Here is a 17,410-nt window from a genome sequence, read left to right as displayed (position 1 = left end):
CTAATGACCAATGACTAATGACTAATGATCAATGACCAATGACTAACAAATGTATCTTGTGACATCCTCTCCACAGACATCGGTCAGGTAAGATAGAGCGCGGAAACGCAATCCTACAAATTCGTCATATAAAGGATTGAGTTTACATAGTGGTGGAATATCAATACACTTCCCAAATAATTTAATTTGTCGCTCAAAGGGACAACAACAAGGAATTGTTTGGCAAATTAGATGAGCGATGCGATTATTTTTAACCTGAATTCCATCCACTACACCACGCAACGGATTAAGAAGATTATGGAACCATCCTGGTTTTTTCTGGTTAGGTGGATGGTAATTAGGATGAGGATGAGTATGAGTATGTTCGTGAGTGTGATTGATGGTTTCCATCTATAAATTCCTTGGGTAAATGCTATCAAGAAAAAGGGAAGTTGGGGATTGGGGATTGGTGATTGGGGATTGGGTATTGGGCATTGGGCGTTTTCCCAGTCCCCAGTCCCCAGTCCCTAGTCCCTAGTCCCTAATCCCCTTCTTCACCCTTTAATTAACACGTTGTGTTTCTACGCAATTTCTAACGAATCAAGTCGTAGGAAATATCTGTCTTAGAAGGAATGTTGGTGTTGCGATCGATTTCTTCAAACAGGGTGTTTACAGTCCAGTTGAGGAGGTTGATTATACCTTGATAACCAATGGTGGCGTAGCGGTGTAAGTGGTGGCGATCCATGATGGGGTAGCCGATTCTCACGAGGGGAATCTTGGTGTCGCGCCACAGGTACTTACCGTAGGTGTTACCAACCAGGAAGTCTACTGGTTCGGTGAACAACAATGAACGCATGTGCCACAAGTCCTTACCAGGCCAGAGGGTTGCATTCTTACCGAAGGGGCTAGAAGCAAGCAGTTCTCTCATTTCTGCTTCAAATATTTCGTTGCTGTTGTGAACCAAGATATGCACAGGTTCAGCACCCATTTCTAGCATAAAGCCAACTACGCTGTATACTAAATCTGGTTCGCCGTAGATAGCGAAGCGCTTGCCGTGAATCCATGAGTGGGAGTCAGTCATGGCATCAACTGCACGACCGCGTTCGATTTCCAATTCTTGAGGAATTGGGATACCACTCAATTCGCTGAGTTTCATCAAGAACTCATCAGTACCCTTAATGCCCCAAGGACGGGAAACTGAGGTTGGTTGCTTCCACTCTTTTTCGATGTACTCGCGGGTTTTGAGAGTAGAGTGTGATTGCAGAGCAATTGTAGCTTTCGCATTGATTGAATCTTCTGCATCTTCTAGCTTTGTACCACCTGGGTACATATCGAATTCACCTGTGTTGGGTGAATCCAGGTAGTCGCTGTTGTCAGCTAGAATGGTGTAGTCAAAGCCAAACAAGGAAGCAATCCGCTTGATTTCGCGGTTGTTGCCTACGTAGGTGTCAAAACCTGGGATGAAGTTGATTTTACCATTGCTGGTTTCTTTCTTATGACCTGCGGTCAAGTTAGAAAGAATTCCCTTCATCATGTTGTCGTAACCAGTGATGTGGGAACCGACAAAGCTAGGAGTGTGAGCGTAAGGTACTGGGAAATCTTGAGGAACTGAACCAGCTTCCTTAGCGTTGTTGATGAAAGACTGCAAGTCATCACCAATTACTTCTGCCATACAGGTGGTGCAGACAGCGATCATCTTAGGCTTGTACAGTTGGTAAGAGTTCGCCAAGCCGTCAATCATGTTTTGCAGACCACCAAACACGGCTGCATCTTCAGTCATTGAAGAAGATACACCAGAGAATGGCTCTTTGTAGTGACGGGTTAAGTGGGTGCGGAAGTAAGCAACGCAACCTTGAGAACCTTGAACGAAAGGTAGAGTACCTTCAAAACCAACAGCAGCAAAAATTGCTCCCAATGGTTGACAACCTTTAGCAGGGTTAACGGTTAAAGCTTCACGAGCGAAGTTCTTTTCACGATAATCCCAACCCTTTGTCCACTCTGCAACCCGTGTTACTTCTTCGGCTTCGTGACCGTTTTCAAACTGCTTTTTGTTTTCAAATAGCTGTTGGTACTCAGGCTGGTGGAATAACTCGACGTGATCTTGAATTTTTTCTGGATTCTGAGGCATTTCTGGATCTCCAAGGTTACTGAATTCTTTACTGATCGAGGAATGAGAATTTGAGGCGGGAGTGGGAATATGATTCAAAATTCAAAATGCAAAAATCAAAACGAATTTTTAATCTTTCAATTTTGAATTTTGGATTCCCAACTCCCCCCTGGGGTTTTAGCCCCAGGTTATCCTTACTTATCTCACTCTCCCATTTCCCTAAACGGCAGCCTTAGCTTTAGCTTCAGCCTTTTTAGCCTGAGCTTTTTCATTCCAAGGAGCGCCAATTAATGACCAGGTTGGGCTGTTGAGTGCCAAGTCCATGTCACGTGCGAAGATGGCGAAGCCGTCATAACCGTGATAAGGGCCGGAGTAATCCTTTTTTTGGTTTAATTTTTTTCAACAGCCTAATGTTTGCAATAAACAGTGTCTGTTCTAAACATTGTTCGTTGATAACACATTTATTTTTAGGCTAAATATAGGCTAAAAAGACAGCATAATTATTAGGTTCAGAACTTATATCATGTCCGCTTGCTTGCTTATTAAACCCGAAGAACCCCACCCCGCCAAAGCTGTGCTTTGTCTCCCCTCCCCGCAGGCGGGGAGGGGTTGGGGGTGGGGTGCAATGACTGCGGGAATAGTAACTAATTATGCAGACATGATATCACGCATCATTTAAATGTTGTCCTGAACCAAGGTGATTAAAAAATCGCCCGTTTTTTTGCTCATCTCTGCAAGCACAGCAGCAAAAAGAACACATGAGAACTAAAGTACTATTGGAATTAGAGAAAGTTAATCTGCGTTTGAAGTCTGCAAAGGCAAAGGTGACAATTAGAGAATCGAATGGAAGTCTGCAATTACGGGCGACGTTACCAATTAAGCCGGGAGACAAAGATAGCAACGGTACTGGGAGAAAGCAATATAATCTCAGCTTGAATATTCCCTCTAACTTGGATGGACTCAAGACGGCTGAGGAAGAAGCTTATGAATTAGGGAAGTTAATCGCTCGTAAAACTTTTGAGTGGAATGATAAATACTTAGGTAATGAGGCAATTAAAAAAGAATTTAAAACTATAGGTGAATTACTCGAACAATTTGAAGAAGAGTATTTTAAGACTCATAAACGAACTACTAAAAGTCAACATACTTTTTTTTATTACTTTTCCCGAACTAAAAGATTTACGAATCCTAAAGATTTAGCGATCGCAGAAAATTTGATAACTTCAATTGAACAAATCGATAAAGAATGGGCTAAGTATAATGCAGCTAGAGCTATATCGGCATTTTGTGTGACATTCAATATCGAAATTGATTTATCTAAATATTCCAGAATGCCTGAGAATAATTCCCGAAATATACCTACAGATGCGGAAATATCTGAGGGAATTATCAAGTTTGAAGCTTATCAAAATAACAGAGGTAATCAAGTTAATCAAAACGTTCAAAATAGTTGGCAACTTTGGCGCTGGACGTATGGAATGTTAGCAGTTTTTGGTTTACGTCCACGGGAACTTTTTATTAATCCTGATATTGATTGGTGGTTGAGTGAAGAAAATACAGATTTGACATGGAAAGTTCATAAGGATTCTAAGACTGGGGAAAGAGAAGCATTACCTTTACATAGACGATGGATTGAGGAATTTGATTTAAGAAATCCGAAGTATTTAGAGATGTTGAGGAGTGCGATCGCAAAAAAAGATAACACTAATCATGCTGAGATAACGGCATTAACACAGCGAGTTAGTTGGTGGTTCCGCAAAATAGGATTAGATTTTAAACCTTATGATTTACGTCACGCTTGGGCAATCCGGGCGCATATTTTGGGAATCCCAATTAAAGCGGCGGCGGATAATTTGGGGCATAGTGTGCAAGTTCACACGCAAACTTATCAACGTTGGTTTTCGCTAGATATGAGGAAGTTGGCGATTAATCAGGCGTTGAGTAAGAGGAATGAAGTTGAGTTGATTAGGGAGGAGAATGCAAAGTTGAAGATGGAGAATGATAAGTTGAGATTGGAGGTTGAAAAGTTGAAAATGTAAATGGTTTATAAACAAAGTTAAATTTACTGATAAATCATACCAAATTTAGAGAATTTGCTATGATTTATAGGTGAAAATCATCCAAATAAACCCATTAAGATATTTATGTCGGCTACTGACATTGGAACACTGATTGTTAGGTCACCCGAAACTCTAGGGGGTCGCCCTCGCATTGCTGATACTAGAGTTTCTGTTCAACGCATCACAGCTTTGTACAAACTTGGGCTGAATGCAGAAGAAATTGCTGAACGCATGGGAAATGTAAATCTTGTCCAAGTTTATGCGGCTTTAACTTATTATCACGTTAATCGAGAGGAAATTGAGGCGTACATCTCTGCTGAAAAAGCAGACTACAAGCGGTTAGCTACAGAAATGGGCTAAGTAATATGAGATCAATTCAATTATTTGTGTAAGGATGTTAGCAATAAAATGCTAGAAAAAGTAATACTTCATAATTTTAAAAGTCATAAATATACAGAACTTAGTTTTGATAGTTCTAGATTACATGCACTCGTGGGAAAAAACAGCGCTGGTAAAACAACCGTACTACAAGCGTTACATAATCTCAGTAGGCTTGCTGCTTCACCATTTAAAAGTATTTTTCAGTATGAAAGATCACCTGAATTCATTACAACAATTGGAAAAAAAGATATTTCTGTTACTGCAAGTGGTTTTTGGAGATTTAGCACTCGGCAGAATTGGGAAGCTTCCTATAGTTGGAAGCAGCAAAATAATGATTATTGGCATCCCATAGCATCATGGAACATAAATGGAAATCCAGGAGAATTAGAAGGATGGTCAAGTTCTTTAAGTGAATCTCCATCTCCAATTTCTCAATCTCTGAAATATGCTGTTTACCTGAAACTAGTTGCAAGTAATCTTGCTAAAGCAGCTTACAGTGAAGAGATTAGGCCGAGAGTTGAGTTTGACGGTTCTGGATTAGCACCCACTTTAGATTTTTTGCGTAATGAGGCTCCAGACAAATTTGAATTAATAGAGGGAATGTTGAGTCGGATTGTACCAAATGTTCGCAAAATTGGTATAAAGCGAGCAAAGGTTCCAGTTATTCGCAAACGTTTAATCGAAGTTGATGGTAAGTCTATTTCCTATGAAGAAAGTCAGGAAATGACAGGGCAAGAAGTGATATTAGATATGAATACTGGTAATCGGATTCCAGCCCATGCAATTAGCGAAGGGACAATGCTAACATTAGGTTTGCTAACTGTGTTGATAAACCCTACTCAACCTAATTTAGTTTTTTTAGATGATGTGGAACAGGGACTTCATCCAAAGGCACAACGTGAGTTAATGACTGTTTTTAAGGAAATCATTCAATACAATACAAATTTGCAAATTATTTTTTCTACTCACTCTCCTTATATTATTGATGAGCTTGTTCCTTCTCAAGTACATATATTAAATAACAGTAATTCTGGATTCACAATCTCCAAACGTTTGGATGAACATCCTGATGTGGAATGGGCAAAACAAACTTTGACAACTGGTGAGTTTTGGGATGCTGAGGGTGAAGAGTGGGTTGTTGCAGGAGAAGTCAGTGATTGAGTTCATTGTAATAGTGGAAAGTGGTGCAGATGCAAGAACAGCTACTAAATTAGCCGAGCGCATTTTGATGGAGCAAATCGATTGGTTAGAACCTGAACTAATAAAAGATATATTTAACTGGAGTGGCTTACAGGTAGGAACAGAACATTCCTGCTGGAGCGACGTTACAAAAATCATTGATGATGCAAAAGACCAACTAAGATATAAACCTCCAAGATTTCTAGGCCATGATAGTAAGAATCTATCGTTAAAAGCCGATGGAGCAGCATCTATCAAGGTTCTTAATTTGGTACGTTTTCTTCAAAGAACGCGACAGATTAAAGCTGTTATCTTTATCCGTGATTTAGACAATCAACCAGAGCGTAGAGAAGGGCTTGAGCAAGCACGCTCAGAACATATTAATCGACAGCCCCAACTAAAAATTGTTATTGGTGCAGCTAACCCAAAGCGTGAAGCATGGGTTCTCAATGGGTTTATTCCGTCTAATCAAGAAGAACGAATTCTAGAACAAATCAAAGCTCGATTGAATTTCGACCCTTGCATAGAATCACACAGATTACGCTCTACCTCACATGAAGAACCCGATAGAATTAGAAATCCAAAAGTAGTAGTTGAGCGGCTAACAGGCAAAGATATGGAACGCGAACAACAGTGTTGGGAAGATACAAATTTGAACCTTCTACGTGAAAGAGGTGTTCATACAGGTTTGACAGCCTACATTCAAGAAATTGAGCAACACTTGATTCCAATTATTTTGTCTAAGTAAAAAATTCGCACCCCTCCCAAAGCATACATCGTCACAAAGCTGATTTATTCAAAAACAACGCCGCGATAAATTTCTGTCATCGATAATGCGATCGCAACTGAATCTAAAGAAATAGATCCCTCTAAGCTGCTAAAATCACTGAGCAACCAACCTTCAGCTTGTTTACTGTAGCGTTCCACAAAAGGTTCATCTTGCTCGACTAATAAATATTCGCTAAAACTTGCAATTGAGCGATACATCCGAAATTTACTGAGTCGATCGCAATCTGCGGTGGAAGGAGATAGAACTTCAACAATCAGTGTGGGATTCAAGACTTCATCTGAGCGATCGCCATTTAGTTGCGGTTCGCCGTCAAAAATCATTACGTCTGGATATACTGCGCGTCGATGTTCGGGAATCCACAGCCGTAAATCGCTGTTAATTGGCTCGAATTGAGTATCGCGCATCATAGAAGTAAGATAGGTCAAGATGTTCCGACCGATGCGGCTGTGTTTAAGGGTTCCTCCAGGCATGGGTACAATTTCTCCATCTCGATATTCGCTGCGTCCTTCGGCTTTTTCTTCGATCGCACGATATTCATCCAAGCTGTAGCGGCGCGAGATGGTAGAAATCATAGGTCGTGAGCGATCGCATTAGCTATGAAACAACAATATTATTTTGTCACAGATTTACTAGTGAGGTGATATAGTCTTGCGGTCTATATATTCTTTTTTCTACAAAAGACTGTGCGATATCTTTCGGGTTATGCAAAGCCGAATTTATCTAGACCTGGTGCTGCTTTAGTGGGATGCACGATAGAATTTAGGCAAAAGACTTTATCTTTTCAATTTGTGACCGAGGGAGTGCCTAAGCAAGATATAGTGATAGCATATCATGCACCTCATGTAAGGCAGTATACAGAGTTTGCTGTAGGCTAAACCTATTGAAAAAGCCTGTTTGCGATCGCTACTCACAAACAGACTTTACTTTTTTTATACTTCTAATTAAGCTTGCTCCCAAAGCTGACGTACATAATCAGGTAGCCAGCTAGCAATTTCCTGAATTCGTTCTTCGGAAAGTTCGTCTTTAGTAGCAGAAAATACTGCTTTAACCGCTTCCTCTCGGTCTACTGTTCCCGGTTTTCCACCTTCGTTAGCAACTCGGAACAGGAAGCGATCGGAATCGATCTTAAAGATACCAGGGCCTTGCCAAGGTGGACGAACCCGGCTCAAAAATCTCACAAGTGGATTGCTGTCTCTCCAGAGATCGGATACTTCAAACTGGAGTGCTTTTTCATCTGTAGGCACTGCCTCTGTATGCAGTTCTGCCTCGACGCGATCGCTAGCTTCTGTGGTCATTAAGTCGCGCATCACGCGAAACACAATTTCGGTAAAGTCTCTGGCATCATAGGGGTCTGCAAACCCGGCTCTGACCTGCACTTTTTCCAGGAACGAACGATGTTCGTCAGCGATCGCAGTTCGATTATCTTCAATTTCCGTTGGGTCAACTTCTGGAATATCTGTTCTAAAACTTTGATCTGGCATTGTTTTTTCTTGTGGTTATTAATTTTGAGTCTTTATGCTTACTTTATGTAAGGTCGCACAAATCAAAAAGCCTTGGAATCTTCCAGAAGTTTGAGATGCCATTTATTCAAAAGTTAGAAATTCATCTGATTTGCATGGATACAGGTAGCAGGACTACGCCCCTACAAAGGTTTTGGATCGCACATATTTAATTTCTGAAAATATCATATCTATTAGATATCTTGCAAAAGTAACTTTTGCCTTGACGTTGGGGTGCATGTGAAAGGTTACTGGGTTTGGGAAAATTTCATCCTTTCCCCTTTACCCCACAAATGCCAAGAAGTCTATTGAGTAGAGCAATACTCTTAGTGTTTTTGCTCGTTGTAGACATCACTCATTGGTATCAAAAAACAGTCAAAATAGATGAGTTAGTATAAAAGCAGCCGAAACAAAGATGCTAGAAACAAAAAACATCGAAATTCACACTTCCTATGTCAAAGTACCCAACGATGACTTAGAAATTGATGCTTACTTAGCTCAACCAGCACAAAACGGAACCTTTGGCGCAGTTATAGTTTTTCCAGAAATTTTTGGAATCAATAGTAATATTAGGGATATTACGGAATTAATCGCTAAACAAGGTTATGTAGCGATCGCCCCGGCGATGTATCAACGTATTGCTCCCGGTTTTGAAGCTGATTTTAGCGCTGAAGATGTTGGGTTCAGTCCAGAAAGCTATAGGCTGGGGTTGGAATATTATCAACAAGTAAAATATCAAGAGATATTGAGCGATATTCAAGCTACCATTACTTATCTCAAAACTTTACCCAATGTCAAAGATGATGCAATCGGTGTGATTGGTTTTTGTTTTGGCGGTCATGTTGCTTATATGGCTGCAACTTTCCCTGATATCAAAGCAACAGCTTTGTTTTACGGTGGTGGAATTACCACTTCTAGTTATGGCGAAGAGACTCCAACTATTAATCGCACCTCGGAAATCAAAGGTACTATTTATGCATTTTATGGTACAAGAGATACATTAGTTTCACAGGAGGAAACCGAGCAAATTGAGGCAGAATTAAAGAAACATCAAATCAATCATCGTGTATTTCGATACGATGCAGGACATGGATTCTTTGCCGGATTTTTCAAAGACAAGTACCCATTTATGGAACAACACCCAAGTTATAATCCTGAAGCTGCTCCTGATGCTTGGCAACATGTTTTAGAACTGTTTCAAAATCACTTGTGATTCGACTTGTCGTAAATATCGCACTCATTGAACAAGAGTGCGATCCTATTGCCTTTAAGCTTTGGAATTTTTCAGCAGGAATTGACAACCACATAAAAACGGGTTTGGATTTTCTATGCGATCGTCTGCAAGCACTTCAATGGTCAGCTTACTGTTGTAAATCAATTCGTCATAATCCATCAATGCATCCCACTTGATCTTGTCAGTCGGGAAGCCTAGCTGTGAAGCTGCATCAGATATTAATTCTTGCCATTTCTGAATCTCTGGATCTTGCGATTTGCAGTAATCGAGAATGGCAATCAAGCCACCAGGCTTAGTAACTCGCAGGATCTCTGCAAGGGCGCGGACTGGATCGCTAACGACACAGAAGGTAAATCCCGATCCTGCTGCATCAAAAGTATTATCAGGAAAATCAAGATTGCAGAGATCCGATACTTTGAAGGTGATGTCTGCGGATACGCGTTTTTTACGTGCTTCATTTATCATCTTCTCAGAGAGATCGACACCGACCACACGTACACCTTCAGGATAGGCTGGAAGATTAAGACCAGTTCCTACCGCAGCATCCAATACGGTTTGTCCTGGTTTGAGCTGCAAGGAGGCAATTAAGGGTTCGCGCTCGATGTGCCAGTAACGCTTCATAATTGCGTCATAATCTACCGATCCCCGATCGTAGGTTTCAATCACCTGATGTATTTGCATAGATTTTTTAACAAACAGAACTACTGACTTTAACTATCTGTTCAACTGTATAATCTGTTTGCGCCCAAAACTTGTATATTCTCTAACCAACAAAAAAACTTCATTGTATACTCTTTTACCAACAAAATAACTTTATAATTGTCTTTTGACCGAACAATATCTATAACAGCGAAGTGACAAGAGCAGTTGGTGTATTATCAAAAATCGCGAGCGATCGCCATAAACGGCAAATCATTGTTCAAGCTTCGGAAATTAGCAAAGGTATTGTTACTAACAGCACTTTGCAAGTCAATGAAGTACACTCTTCCCCAACTTGCAATCTGCTGTATAATTCAAAACTCTCTACATCTTCCTGTTCCCCGATCGCAGCCTCAACCATTCTTTAACCGCAGAGGAATCTGAATGATAAACTCGGTTCCTTTTTCAGGAGTTGAGAAACACTCTAGTTTACCGCCATGTTTTTCTGTGATGATTTGGTAGCTGATGGACATACCCATTCCGGTTCCTTTGCCAACGGGTTTAGTGGTGAAAAAGGGATCGAATATTCGTTGCAGAAATTCTTGAGAAATACCAACTCCGTTATCAGCGATCGCCACTTCTAACCACGTTGAATTAACTACCGATGTGCGAATCTTAATTTGACTGGGATTTTCCTTAATTTCCTGATATGTAAGCTTAGTATTATTTTCTTCTAACGCATCAATCGCATTTACTAAAATATTCATAAATACCTGATTGAGTTGTCCGGCATAGCATTCTACTAAGGGTACAGTGCCGTAGTTTTTAATCACCTCAATTTCAGGTTGTTCTGGTTTACCTTTAAGGCGATGCTGCAAAATCATCAAAGTGCTGTCGATGCCTTCATGAACATTGACCCGTTTGAATTCCGCTTCATCAATGCGAGAGAAATTTCGCAACGACAGTACAATTTGGCGAATGCGATCGGTGCCTACTCTCATCGAAGACAACATTTTTGGCAAGTCTTCCTGCAAAAACTCTAAATCGATGTCTTCAGAAACGGTTTGAATTTCAGCAGCAGGATAGGGATTATATTGCTGATACAACTGCATTAGTGCTAATAAATCCTGAGTATATTCTTGCACATGGGCAAGGTTGCCATGAATAAAGTTGACTGGATTATTAATTTCGTGTGCGACTCCAGCCACTAGTTGTCCCAAACTAGACATTTTTTCACTTTGAATAACTTGAGATTGAGTGCGCTGCAATTCTCCTAATGCATTTTTAAGTTCAGTAGTGCGTTCTTCTACCCGTTCTTCTAGTTCTTCTTTGCTTTTTTCTAAAGCACTAAAGGATTCGTGTAATTGCCCTGCCATCTGGTTGAAAGAGTTAGATAGGCTATTAAGTTCTTGAATGGGGCTAGTTTCTAATGTCTGATTGAAATTACCAGATGCCATTGCTTCACTTGCCCAATTCAAGCGCAAAATCGGGCGGACAATCCAATAAGAGGTAAACACGCCCATCACAGAAGCAATGACTAATGCGCCAAAACAAAGAGCGATCGTGGTGCGCGTGTTGGCGTTAATTTGGGTCATGAATGTGTTTTCTGGCACACTCACCACCATCAGCCAATTCAAACCATATTTTTCACGCCAAGGTAAAACATGGACATAATGCCGTTTTCCTTCCATCTCAAGTTGAAAATCTGTGTCTTGGGTGATAGACCCAAACCCAGAGGTTTGGAAGTGTCTGCCAACATTCTGAATGATTGGATCGGAACTATCGATCGAGTGCAATCGCCGGATCTTTTGATTGACCACAACAAAAGGCTTCTCTGTACCGGAACTGGCAATTAATGTGCCATCCCGCTCCAAAAGGAACACTCGCCCAGACTGACTAATATTCAAACTGCGTAAAAAATCGCTGAGTTTTAATAGGTGAATGTCTGTTGCAATCATTCCTAGTAAGCGATTTTGCGAATCATAAATCGGACGACTAGCAGAGGCGCTGATGTAAGGCCCCGTTGGCAAATTTGCAGTCACAATCTTTGCCCAAATAGGTTTACCAGCAGCGATGGGCTGGGTATACCAAGATTCAGTAAAATTGTTCCAAGTCCATCGAGTATTTATTTGAGTTCGATTACCTCGATCGTCTGTGGCATAAGTGAAAGTATTATTGGAAAGCTTGGCAGTCCAATCATCAATGGTAATAGTTTTGCCATCATAACGAGCAGCTCCTAGCCCCTCACCCGTTGTTAGTCCAATACCAATATAAGTTAGGTCATAAGCCTGCATCTGATCCCAGAAATACTTGCCAAGGGTTTGGCGATCGCCCACATCCAATAGTCCCCTGTGAATAGCATCTGCGTTGATCTGATTAAGGGTTTGTGGAATGGAAAGATAAGACTTTAGGTGTTCATCCACGACATCGCTAGTACGCTCTATCAACTGTTCGGCTAGGTCGTTAACTGCTCTTTGTCCATTTTTAAAAGACAAATAACCTACTAAGCTGACTGCTGCAAAAATTTGGATCAGGAAGGGAACAATAAGAACAATCTGTAATGGGAACGCCTTAGCTTTGCTGAGATAGGGAGTCTTCATTGCTGGAAGCTGAAAGTTGTGCTGATTTGATTTGCTTCTATAGTTCCCAAGATGTTCGCATACTCACATTTGTTGAAATTTTTTTCTCAAGTCAAAGGCGGCTTTAGGGTGGAATGGTACTTTCTTAGGCAAAAATTGCTGCCCAGATCCCCAACTTCCACCCTCTGGGTGTCTGCAAGCAGTTGGGGATCGAAATCTAGCGATTTAGTAAGTGACATTTAGATTTAGGCTGCGTTGCGGGGGTTCTTTGTCATGTATTTGCCTTGCTTCAAAGCAGGAAAATCAGGTATTGCCCCCCAGCTGGCGCGACACAAAAAATCAGAGTTTAAGACGTTCTAGATATTAGCGATCGCATCAGCACAAAATTTGGTTTTTTCAATGTATTTTGATGAGTTCAACTTTTAAATTTGGAGTAGTTTATGCAGCAATTTCAAGTAATCTCAGATAGTTTGAATATACGTTCAGCACCGATTGTTGATGAAGCTAATCAATTAGCATCTCTTCCCAAAGGATATATTGTATCTAAAATTCAAAATTCGGATAATGAAAAGTGGTGGAAAGTTGCAACTATTATTGAAGGAAAAACTTTAGAAGGTTTTGTCGCTCAAAAATTCCTGAGTCCAGTCACAAAATTTTCGCTCAAGACTGTGATTAAAATTGGTGAAATTCCCATTCTCCAGGCAAATGGAGAATCTGCATTTTTCTATGAAGCAGGGATGAGCATTAATGCTGATGGTGCGCCTAATGCTTATCACCCCGCAGATAAAGGGATTGATTTTTTGGCAAATGCTGGGTATTCAGATAACTGGTGGGCACTAGCTGTAGATAAAAACGGCAATCCATTTATTCAAGGCAGTACCGATCCATATCCTGGATACTATATTTCTACAACTGCATTATGCGACTCTGGATTTGCTAAACAAGATCCACGCCGCTATGTTGATTCAACAAAGATTCCGTATATTGTTCTTCCAGGAAATGATGGTTTTAGAAAAGCTACAGGCGTTAAATTAGGAGATTTGGCAGTTATTTATAACACTAGCAATGAAAAACTCGCTTTTGCAATTTATGCTGATGTTGGCCCGAAAAACCAGATTGGAGAGGGTTCAATCGCTTTGTCTCAGGCTGTTGGAAACGATCCACTAGTACAATCAAGAGTCAAGCGAGGAATTCCCAAGGATATCGTTTATATTGTTTTTCCGGGTTCTGGAAATGGACAGCCAAGAACAATTTCAGAAATAGAAGCTGAAACTCAACGGTTTTTTGAAATATGGGGTGGCGTAGAACGGATCAAGTCTTTATAATCCACATTCTGCATTTCAATCAGTAGTATAATTACACAACATTTAGGGTGAGATATGAATATATACTCATCCTCCCAATTTCCAGTACAACCAGTCCCCATTACCCCTTATCCCCAGAGAACGCCACCTGTTCGCCAGTCTCCAGTTGAATATAAATGTTTTAGTTAACTGCTAACTCTTTTATTCGCTAACTTAAATTTTATTTTATTTTACCTTTAATTAAAGTCTGCTTAAACTCACAATTTTAAAATAGGGCGACTTCAATTATTTGAAGACTAGTTTCTTTTTCTCAAAAAGGGAAAAAGCATTGATTTTCATCACTGTTCTACTCAGTGATGAATACCCATTTGGGAAATCAGCAAGTTGTAAACAAACTGCTTTTATACCTTGCAGTGTGTATTGCTTACAGAAGTTTATGGTGAGGAAAACTGAAATGAAATTTGTTCCACAATTAGTGCTTGCTGCTACTTCGATTTTAGGTTTTGCTACTGTAGATGCCAAATCTGTATCTGCTGCAATTATTAATTACGCTTTCACAGTTGATAGTCCCGTAACTAAGGGAAATGGCTTTTTTAGCTTTGATGACTCAACTTTTAGTAATGAAGAGAATCCCGTAGCCGCCATTAAGTCACTTTCTTTCCAATTTGACGGTGACTCTACCGTTTACACTGAAAAAGATGATACCAAATATCCAGAATTTCCCCTAGTATTTCCAACTACGTTTTCAACTGGACAAACATCTTTAGCATTAGACTATCTGTTCAACGATAAATCTAATCCTTCCAGTTCTATAAGTTATGAAATCATTGGTGAAGATTTGACAATTTTCTCTAGAACTTCTCCAGATGCTAAACCCATATTAGGTAGAGTTTCGTATACACAAGTACCTGAACCTACACCTTTAGTTGGCGCTCTTTTTGCTTGTAGTCTTGGCTGGATAATCAAGAAAAAAGTAGCATCAATGAAAAAGATTAAAATCTAATCTTGGTTAAGTTGATATTAACGCTTTCTTTGCCAAGGATTAATCTCTTAGTAATATGCTTTTATCTGGAAAAACAACATCTAATACATTGATGCCAGAAAAATTAGGAATTAAAACCTGATTTTGGTAAGGGAGTTAGTTACGAAGTTTGCCTAAGACCACCCTGCCTTCTTCGTGTTAGCTGTTGCTGCGTTTTAACTTACCTGTTAGTCAGGAGTAGAAAATGGTAGATTACCGGAATTTTGAGCAGTTCCTACACAGTCGAATCAAACGACGCAACTTAATTATCGGAGCAGGAGCATTGTCTGGTTTGGCGATCGCTAACCAATTTTCCGATCCACGAGCGATCGCTAGAAGCAGATTTTCTAATTATCCTTTCACTTTGGGTGTAGCGTCAGGCGATCCCTATCCTACCAGCGTAGTGATTTGGACTCGTCTAGCTCCCGAACCCTTAAATGGAGGTGGAATGCCACCTACTAATGTGCCAATTCGCTGGGAAATGGCTACCGATCCCGATATGAAGCGTATTGTCTCCAGAGGTACGGTACTTGCAACTCCACAACTAGCTCACTCAGTTCGAGTTGTGGTAGAGGGACTGCAATCTGATAGTTGGTACTGGTATCGGTTTATTGTCGGCCAAGATGCTAGCCCCATTGGCCGCACTCGTACAGCTCCTCTAGCAGGTGGCTACTTAAATAAATTAAACTTTGCCCTTGTCTCTTGTCAGCACTATGAGCAGGGCTACTATACTGCTTACAAATATCTTGCCCAGGACGACCTCAGCTTGGTAGTGCATGTTGGCGACTATATCTATGAAGGAGGAATTTCCAAGAATCGCCCCAGACAGCATAACAGTGCAGAAATTGTGACTTTGGAAGATTACCGCAACCGTCACGCCCTCTATAAAACTGATTCCAATCTGCAAGCAGCTCATGCAGCGTTTCCCTGGATTGTTACCTGGGATGACCACGAAGTGGAAAACAACTATGCCAACGACATCTCGGAAGTTGATACTGAACCAGACCAGAATCCGGCAATCTTCCTTCAACGACGGGCTGCTGCCTATCAGGCTTACTACGAACATATGCCACTGCGCCCCTTCTCGCGTCCTGTTGGCGCCGATATGCAACTTTTCCGTCGGCTTTCCTTTGGTAACTTAGCCACCTTCCATGTCTTAGATACCCGCCAATATCGCACCGATCAGCCATGTGGTGATGGTACTAAAGAACGTTGCCCAGAAAATTTAGATCCGAATGCAACGATTACTGGCAAGCGTCAGGAAAATTGGCTATATGATGGTTTGGCTCGCTCACAGGCTAAGTGGAACGTTTTAGCCCAGCAAGTTGTAGTTGCTCAGATAGACACAAAACCAGGGAAAGGCGCAACTTATAGCATGGATAAGTGGGATGGTTATGTGGCTTCCCGCGATCGCCTCATGCGTTTCTTAGAACAACGCAAACCATCTAATCCAATCGTATTATCAGGCGATATCCATTCCAACTGGGCAATGAATTTAAAGGCTGACTTTAATAATCCAGAATCTGCTACGGTCGGGAGTGAATTTGTCTGTACTTCAATAACCTCTGGTGGAGATGGGGCAGATACCACCCCAAATGTTGAAGCTTACTTACCCGATAACCCACACATTAAGTTCTTCAACGGTCAACGGGGGTATGTTCGCTGTGCGCTGACTGCTACAACCTGCAAAACAGACTATCTAGTTTTATCAAACGTCACAACTCCATTTGGCACAATTAGTAAGCGGGCTTCATTTGTGGTTGAAGATGGTCGTCCAGAAATACAACAAGTCTAATCGTTTAATTCCCAGGTATCACAAGCAGACAATCATAGATGGATATAAATAAATCATCAGTGTTTATCTATATCCACCTCTGGTTTCATTTTCAGAAAATTGACTTTTGCAAGTCGATAGAGACGTAGCAGTGCTACGTCTCTTTCTTACGGAGAGCGATATCTACCAGACGCTTTGCGAATGCGTTTATGCAATTATTTTTGCTTGAAAAAATTTTGTGTAGAATAGCATATATTAAGTTGTCGCTACTGGTTTGTTTCCATTTTTGCTCTCCATACTGGCAACAAATGAGGGTTGCTCATCATTGATTGGCGACTTTTCTCGCTGTCCCTTACGACGCTGATTTTTAGGAACTCCTCCCGCCATACCGTACTCTATACTGCTTTTGCCATATCGAGTTCCAACTGCCATTAGCATTTGTTCTGTCATATCTCCCAACTCGCTTTCTGTTTCTAGCATTTCCCGATACAACTTATCTAAGCTGGAAAGGGCACTATTGTAAGCATTTTCTTTAGATCGCATCGTCTCGATCAGAGTTGAGAAAGCAGGTAAGGTAAGTCCATTGCCTAAATCTAACCTCGGATCGATAGAGTTTATGCTAGCCGCACGGCGCACTGCTTTTTCTAACACTACAGAAGTTCTTTTTCTCCGAGCCATGATCTATACCTTGTAATCTAATACGGTTAATATTCTTTACCTTAAAAAATTTACGTATAGATCAGCTTGGGAGAATTTCGGCAAATCTGCAATAGTTTTTGCTACATAGCGATCGTTGTCATGAATGCGCTAACTACTGAAATGAGAAAGCAAACTGGGGTTTAAGAAAGTCAAAGTTGATTTTAC

At 40.8% G+C, this 17,410-nt stretch carries 16 protein-coding genes and 1 pseudogene; 10 read left to right on the top strand and 7 right to left on the bottom strand.

The window, feature by feature from the left end; translation table 11 throughout:
• Positions 1-42 precede the first annotated feature (42 nt).
• A complete protein-coding gene (locus RMZ42_RS28525) occupies positions 43-390 on the bottom strand; it encodes a Mo-dependent nitrogenase C-terminal domain-containing protein (RefSeq protein WP_322674576.1) in 348 nt (115 codons plus the stop codon).
• Between the two features lie 181 nt (positions 391-571).
• Complete coding sequence (gene nifK / locus RMZ42_RS28520) at positions 572-2,107, bottom strand: nitrogenase molybdenum-iron protein subunit beta (protein WP_322674575.1); 1,536 nt, start codon at positions 2,105-2,107, stop codon at positions 572-574.
• Positions 2,108-2,802: 695 nt separating this feature from the next.
• On the opposite strand from nifK, the pseudogene RMZ42_RS28515 reads away from it, so the two are divergent.
• The 4 genes and pseudogenes from RMZ42_RS28515 to RMZ42_RS28500 form a co-directional block, all read left to right on the top strand.
• Positions 2,803-4,125: pseudogene (locus tag RMZ42_RS28515) on the top strand (site-specific integrase); the annotation flags it as partial.
• Between the two features lie 105 nt (positions 4,126-4,230).
• Positions 4,231-4,506: a DUF433 domain-containing protein gene (locus RMZ42_RS28510; RefSeq protein ID WP_322674574.1), complete on the top strand. Its 276-nt coding sequence runs from the start codon at positions 4,231-4,233 to the stop codon at positions 4,504-4,506.
• 48 nt (positions 4,507-4,554) lie between these two features.
• Positions 4,555-5,688 (top strand): ATP-binding protein, encoded by a 1,134-nt coding sequence (locus tag RMZ42_RS28505; RefSeq protein ID WP_322674573.1) that lies wholly within the window; start codon positions 4,555-4,557, stop codon positions 5,686-5,688.
• The gene (locus RMZ42_RS28500) at positions 5,681-6,454 is read left to right on the top strand and encodes a hypothetical protein (RefSeq protein ID WP_322674572.1); all 774 of its coding nucleotides are present in this window, start codon (positions 5,681-5,683) and stop codon (positions 6,452-6,454) included. Before RMZ42_RS28505 ends, RMZ42_RS28500 begins: the two co-directional genes overlap by 8 nt.
• Before the next feature lie 44 nt (positions 6,455-6,498).
• Here RMZ42_RS28500 and RMZ42_RS28495 read toward each other — a convergent pair whose 3' ends face one another.
• Entirely contained in the window at positions 6,499-7,068 is a 570-nt protein-coding gene (locus RMZ42_RS28495; RefSeq protein ID WP_322674571.1) for a Uma2 family endonuclease, read from the bottom strand.
• A gap of 111 nt (positions 7,069-7,179) precedes the next feature.
• On the opposite strand from RMZ42_RS28495, the gene RMZ42_RS28490 reads away from it, so the two are divergent.
• Positions 7,180-7,371, top strand: coding sequence for an element excision factor XisI family protein (locus tag RMZ42_RS28490; RefSeq protein ID WP_322674570.1), 192 nt, complete (start codon positions 7,180-7,182; stop codon positions 7,369-7,371).
• 66 nt (positions 7,372-7,437) lie between these two features.
• Here the strand turns inward: RMZ42_RS28490 and RMZ42_RS28485 are convergent, their stop codons facing one another.
• A complete protein-coding gene (locus RMZ42_RS28485) occupies positions 7,438-7,977 on the bottom strand; it encodes a DUF2267 domain-containing protein (protein WP_322674569.1) in 540 nt (179 codons plus the stop codon).
• Positions 7,978-8,410: 433 nt separating this feature from the next.
• Between RMZ42_RS28485 and RMZ42_RS28480 the strand changes: the two genes are divergently transcribed.
• Positions 8,411-9,208 carry a dienelactone hydrolase family protein gene (locus RMZ42_RS28480; protein WP_322674568.1) on the top strand — a complete coding sequence of 266 codons (798 nt, stop codon included), beginning with the start codon at positions 8,411-8,413 and terminating at the stop codon, positions 9,206-9,208.
• Positions 9,209-9,262: 54 nt separating this feature from the next.
• Here RMZ42_RS28480 and RMZ42_RS28475 read toward each other — a convergent pair whose 3' ends face one another.
• The gene (locus RMZ42_RS28475; RefSeq protein WP_322674567.1) at positions 9,263-9,910 is read right to left on the bottom strand and encodes a class I SAM-dependent methyltransferase; all 648 of its coding nucleotides are present in this window, start codon (positions 9,908-9,910) and stop codon (positions 9,263-9,265) included.
• Positions 9,911-10,083: 173 nt separating this feature from the next.
• Here RMZ42_RS28475 and RMZ42_RS28470 point away from each other — a divergent pair, with 173 nt between their 5' ends.
• A complete protein-coding gene (locus tag RMZ42_RS28470) occupies positions 10,084-10,296 on the top strand; it encodes a hypothetical protein (RefSeq protein ID WP_322674566.1) in 213 nt (70 codons plus the stop codon).
• Here the strand turns inward: RMZ42_RS28470 and RMZ42_RS28465 are convergent.
• Positions 10,282-12,468, bottom strand: coding sequence for an ATP-binding protein (locus RMZ42_RS28465; RefSeq protein ID WP_322674565.1), 2,187 nt, complete (start codon positions 12,466-12,468; stop codon positions 10,282-10,284). The genes RMZ42_RS28470 and RMZ42_RS28465 overlap by 15 nt on opposite strands.
• Positions 12,469-12,887: 419 nt before the next feature.
• On the opposite strand from RMZ42_RS28465, the gene RMZ42_RS28460 reads away from it, so the two are divergent.
• The 3 genes from RMZ42_RS28460 (at position 12,888) to RMZ42_RS28450 (ending at position 16,567) form a co-directional block, all read left to right on the top strand.
• Positions 12,888-13,772: a glycoside hydrolase family 75 protein gene (locus RMZ42_RS28460; protein ID WP_322674564.1), complete on the top strand. Its 885-nt coding sequence runs from the start codon at positions 12,888-12,890 to the stop codon at positions 13,770-13,772.
• Positions 13,773-14,205: 433 nt separating this feature from the next.
• Positions 14,206-14,754 carry a PEP-CTERM sorting domain-containing protein gene (locus RMZ42_RS28455; RefSeq protein WP_322674563.1) on the top strand — a complete coding sequence of 183 codons (549 nt, stop codon included), beginning with the start codon at positions 14,206-14,208 and terminating at the stop codon, positions 14,752-14,754.
• A gap of 223 nt (positions 14,755-14,977) precedes the next feature.
• Positions 14,978-16,567: an alkaline phosphatase gene (locus RMZ42_RS28450; RefSeq protein ID WP_322674562.1), complete on the top strand. Its 1,590-nt coding sequence runs from the start codon at positions 14,978-14,980 to the stop codon at positions 16,565-16,567.
• Positions 16,568-16,801: 234 nt separating this feature from the next.
• On the opposite strand, the gene RMZ42_RS28445 is transcribed toward RMZ42_RS28450, so the two are convergent.
• Complete coding sequence (locus tag RMZ42_RS28445; protein WP_322674561.1) at positions 16,802-17,224, bottom strand: hypothetical protein; 423 nt, start codon at positions 17,222-17,224, stop codon at positions 16,802-16,804.
• Positions 17,225-17,410 lie beyond the last annotated feature (186 nt).

The organism is Nostoc sp. DedQUE05, assembly GCF_034530955.1.
Taxonomy (GTDB): domain Bacteria; phylum Cyanobacteriota; class Cyanobacteriia; order Cyanobacteriales; family Nostocaceae; genus Nostoc.
The sequence above is the reverse complement of the archived record's forward strand: the minus strand, read 5'-3'. Positions and strand labels throughout refer to the sequence as shown.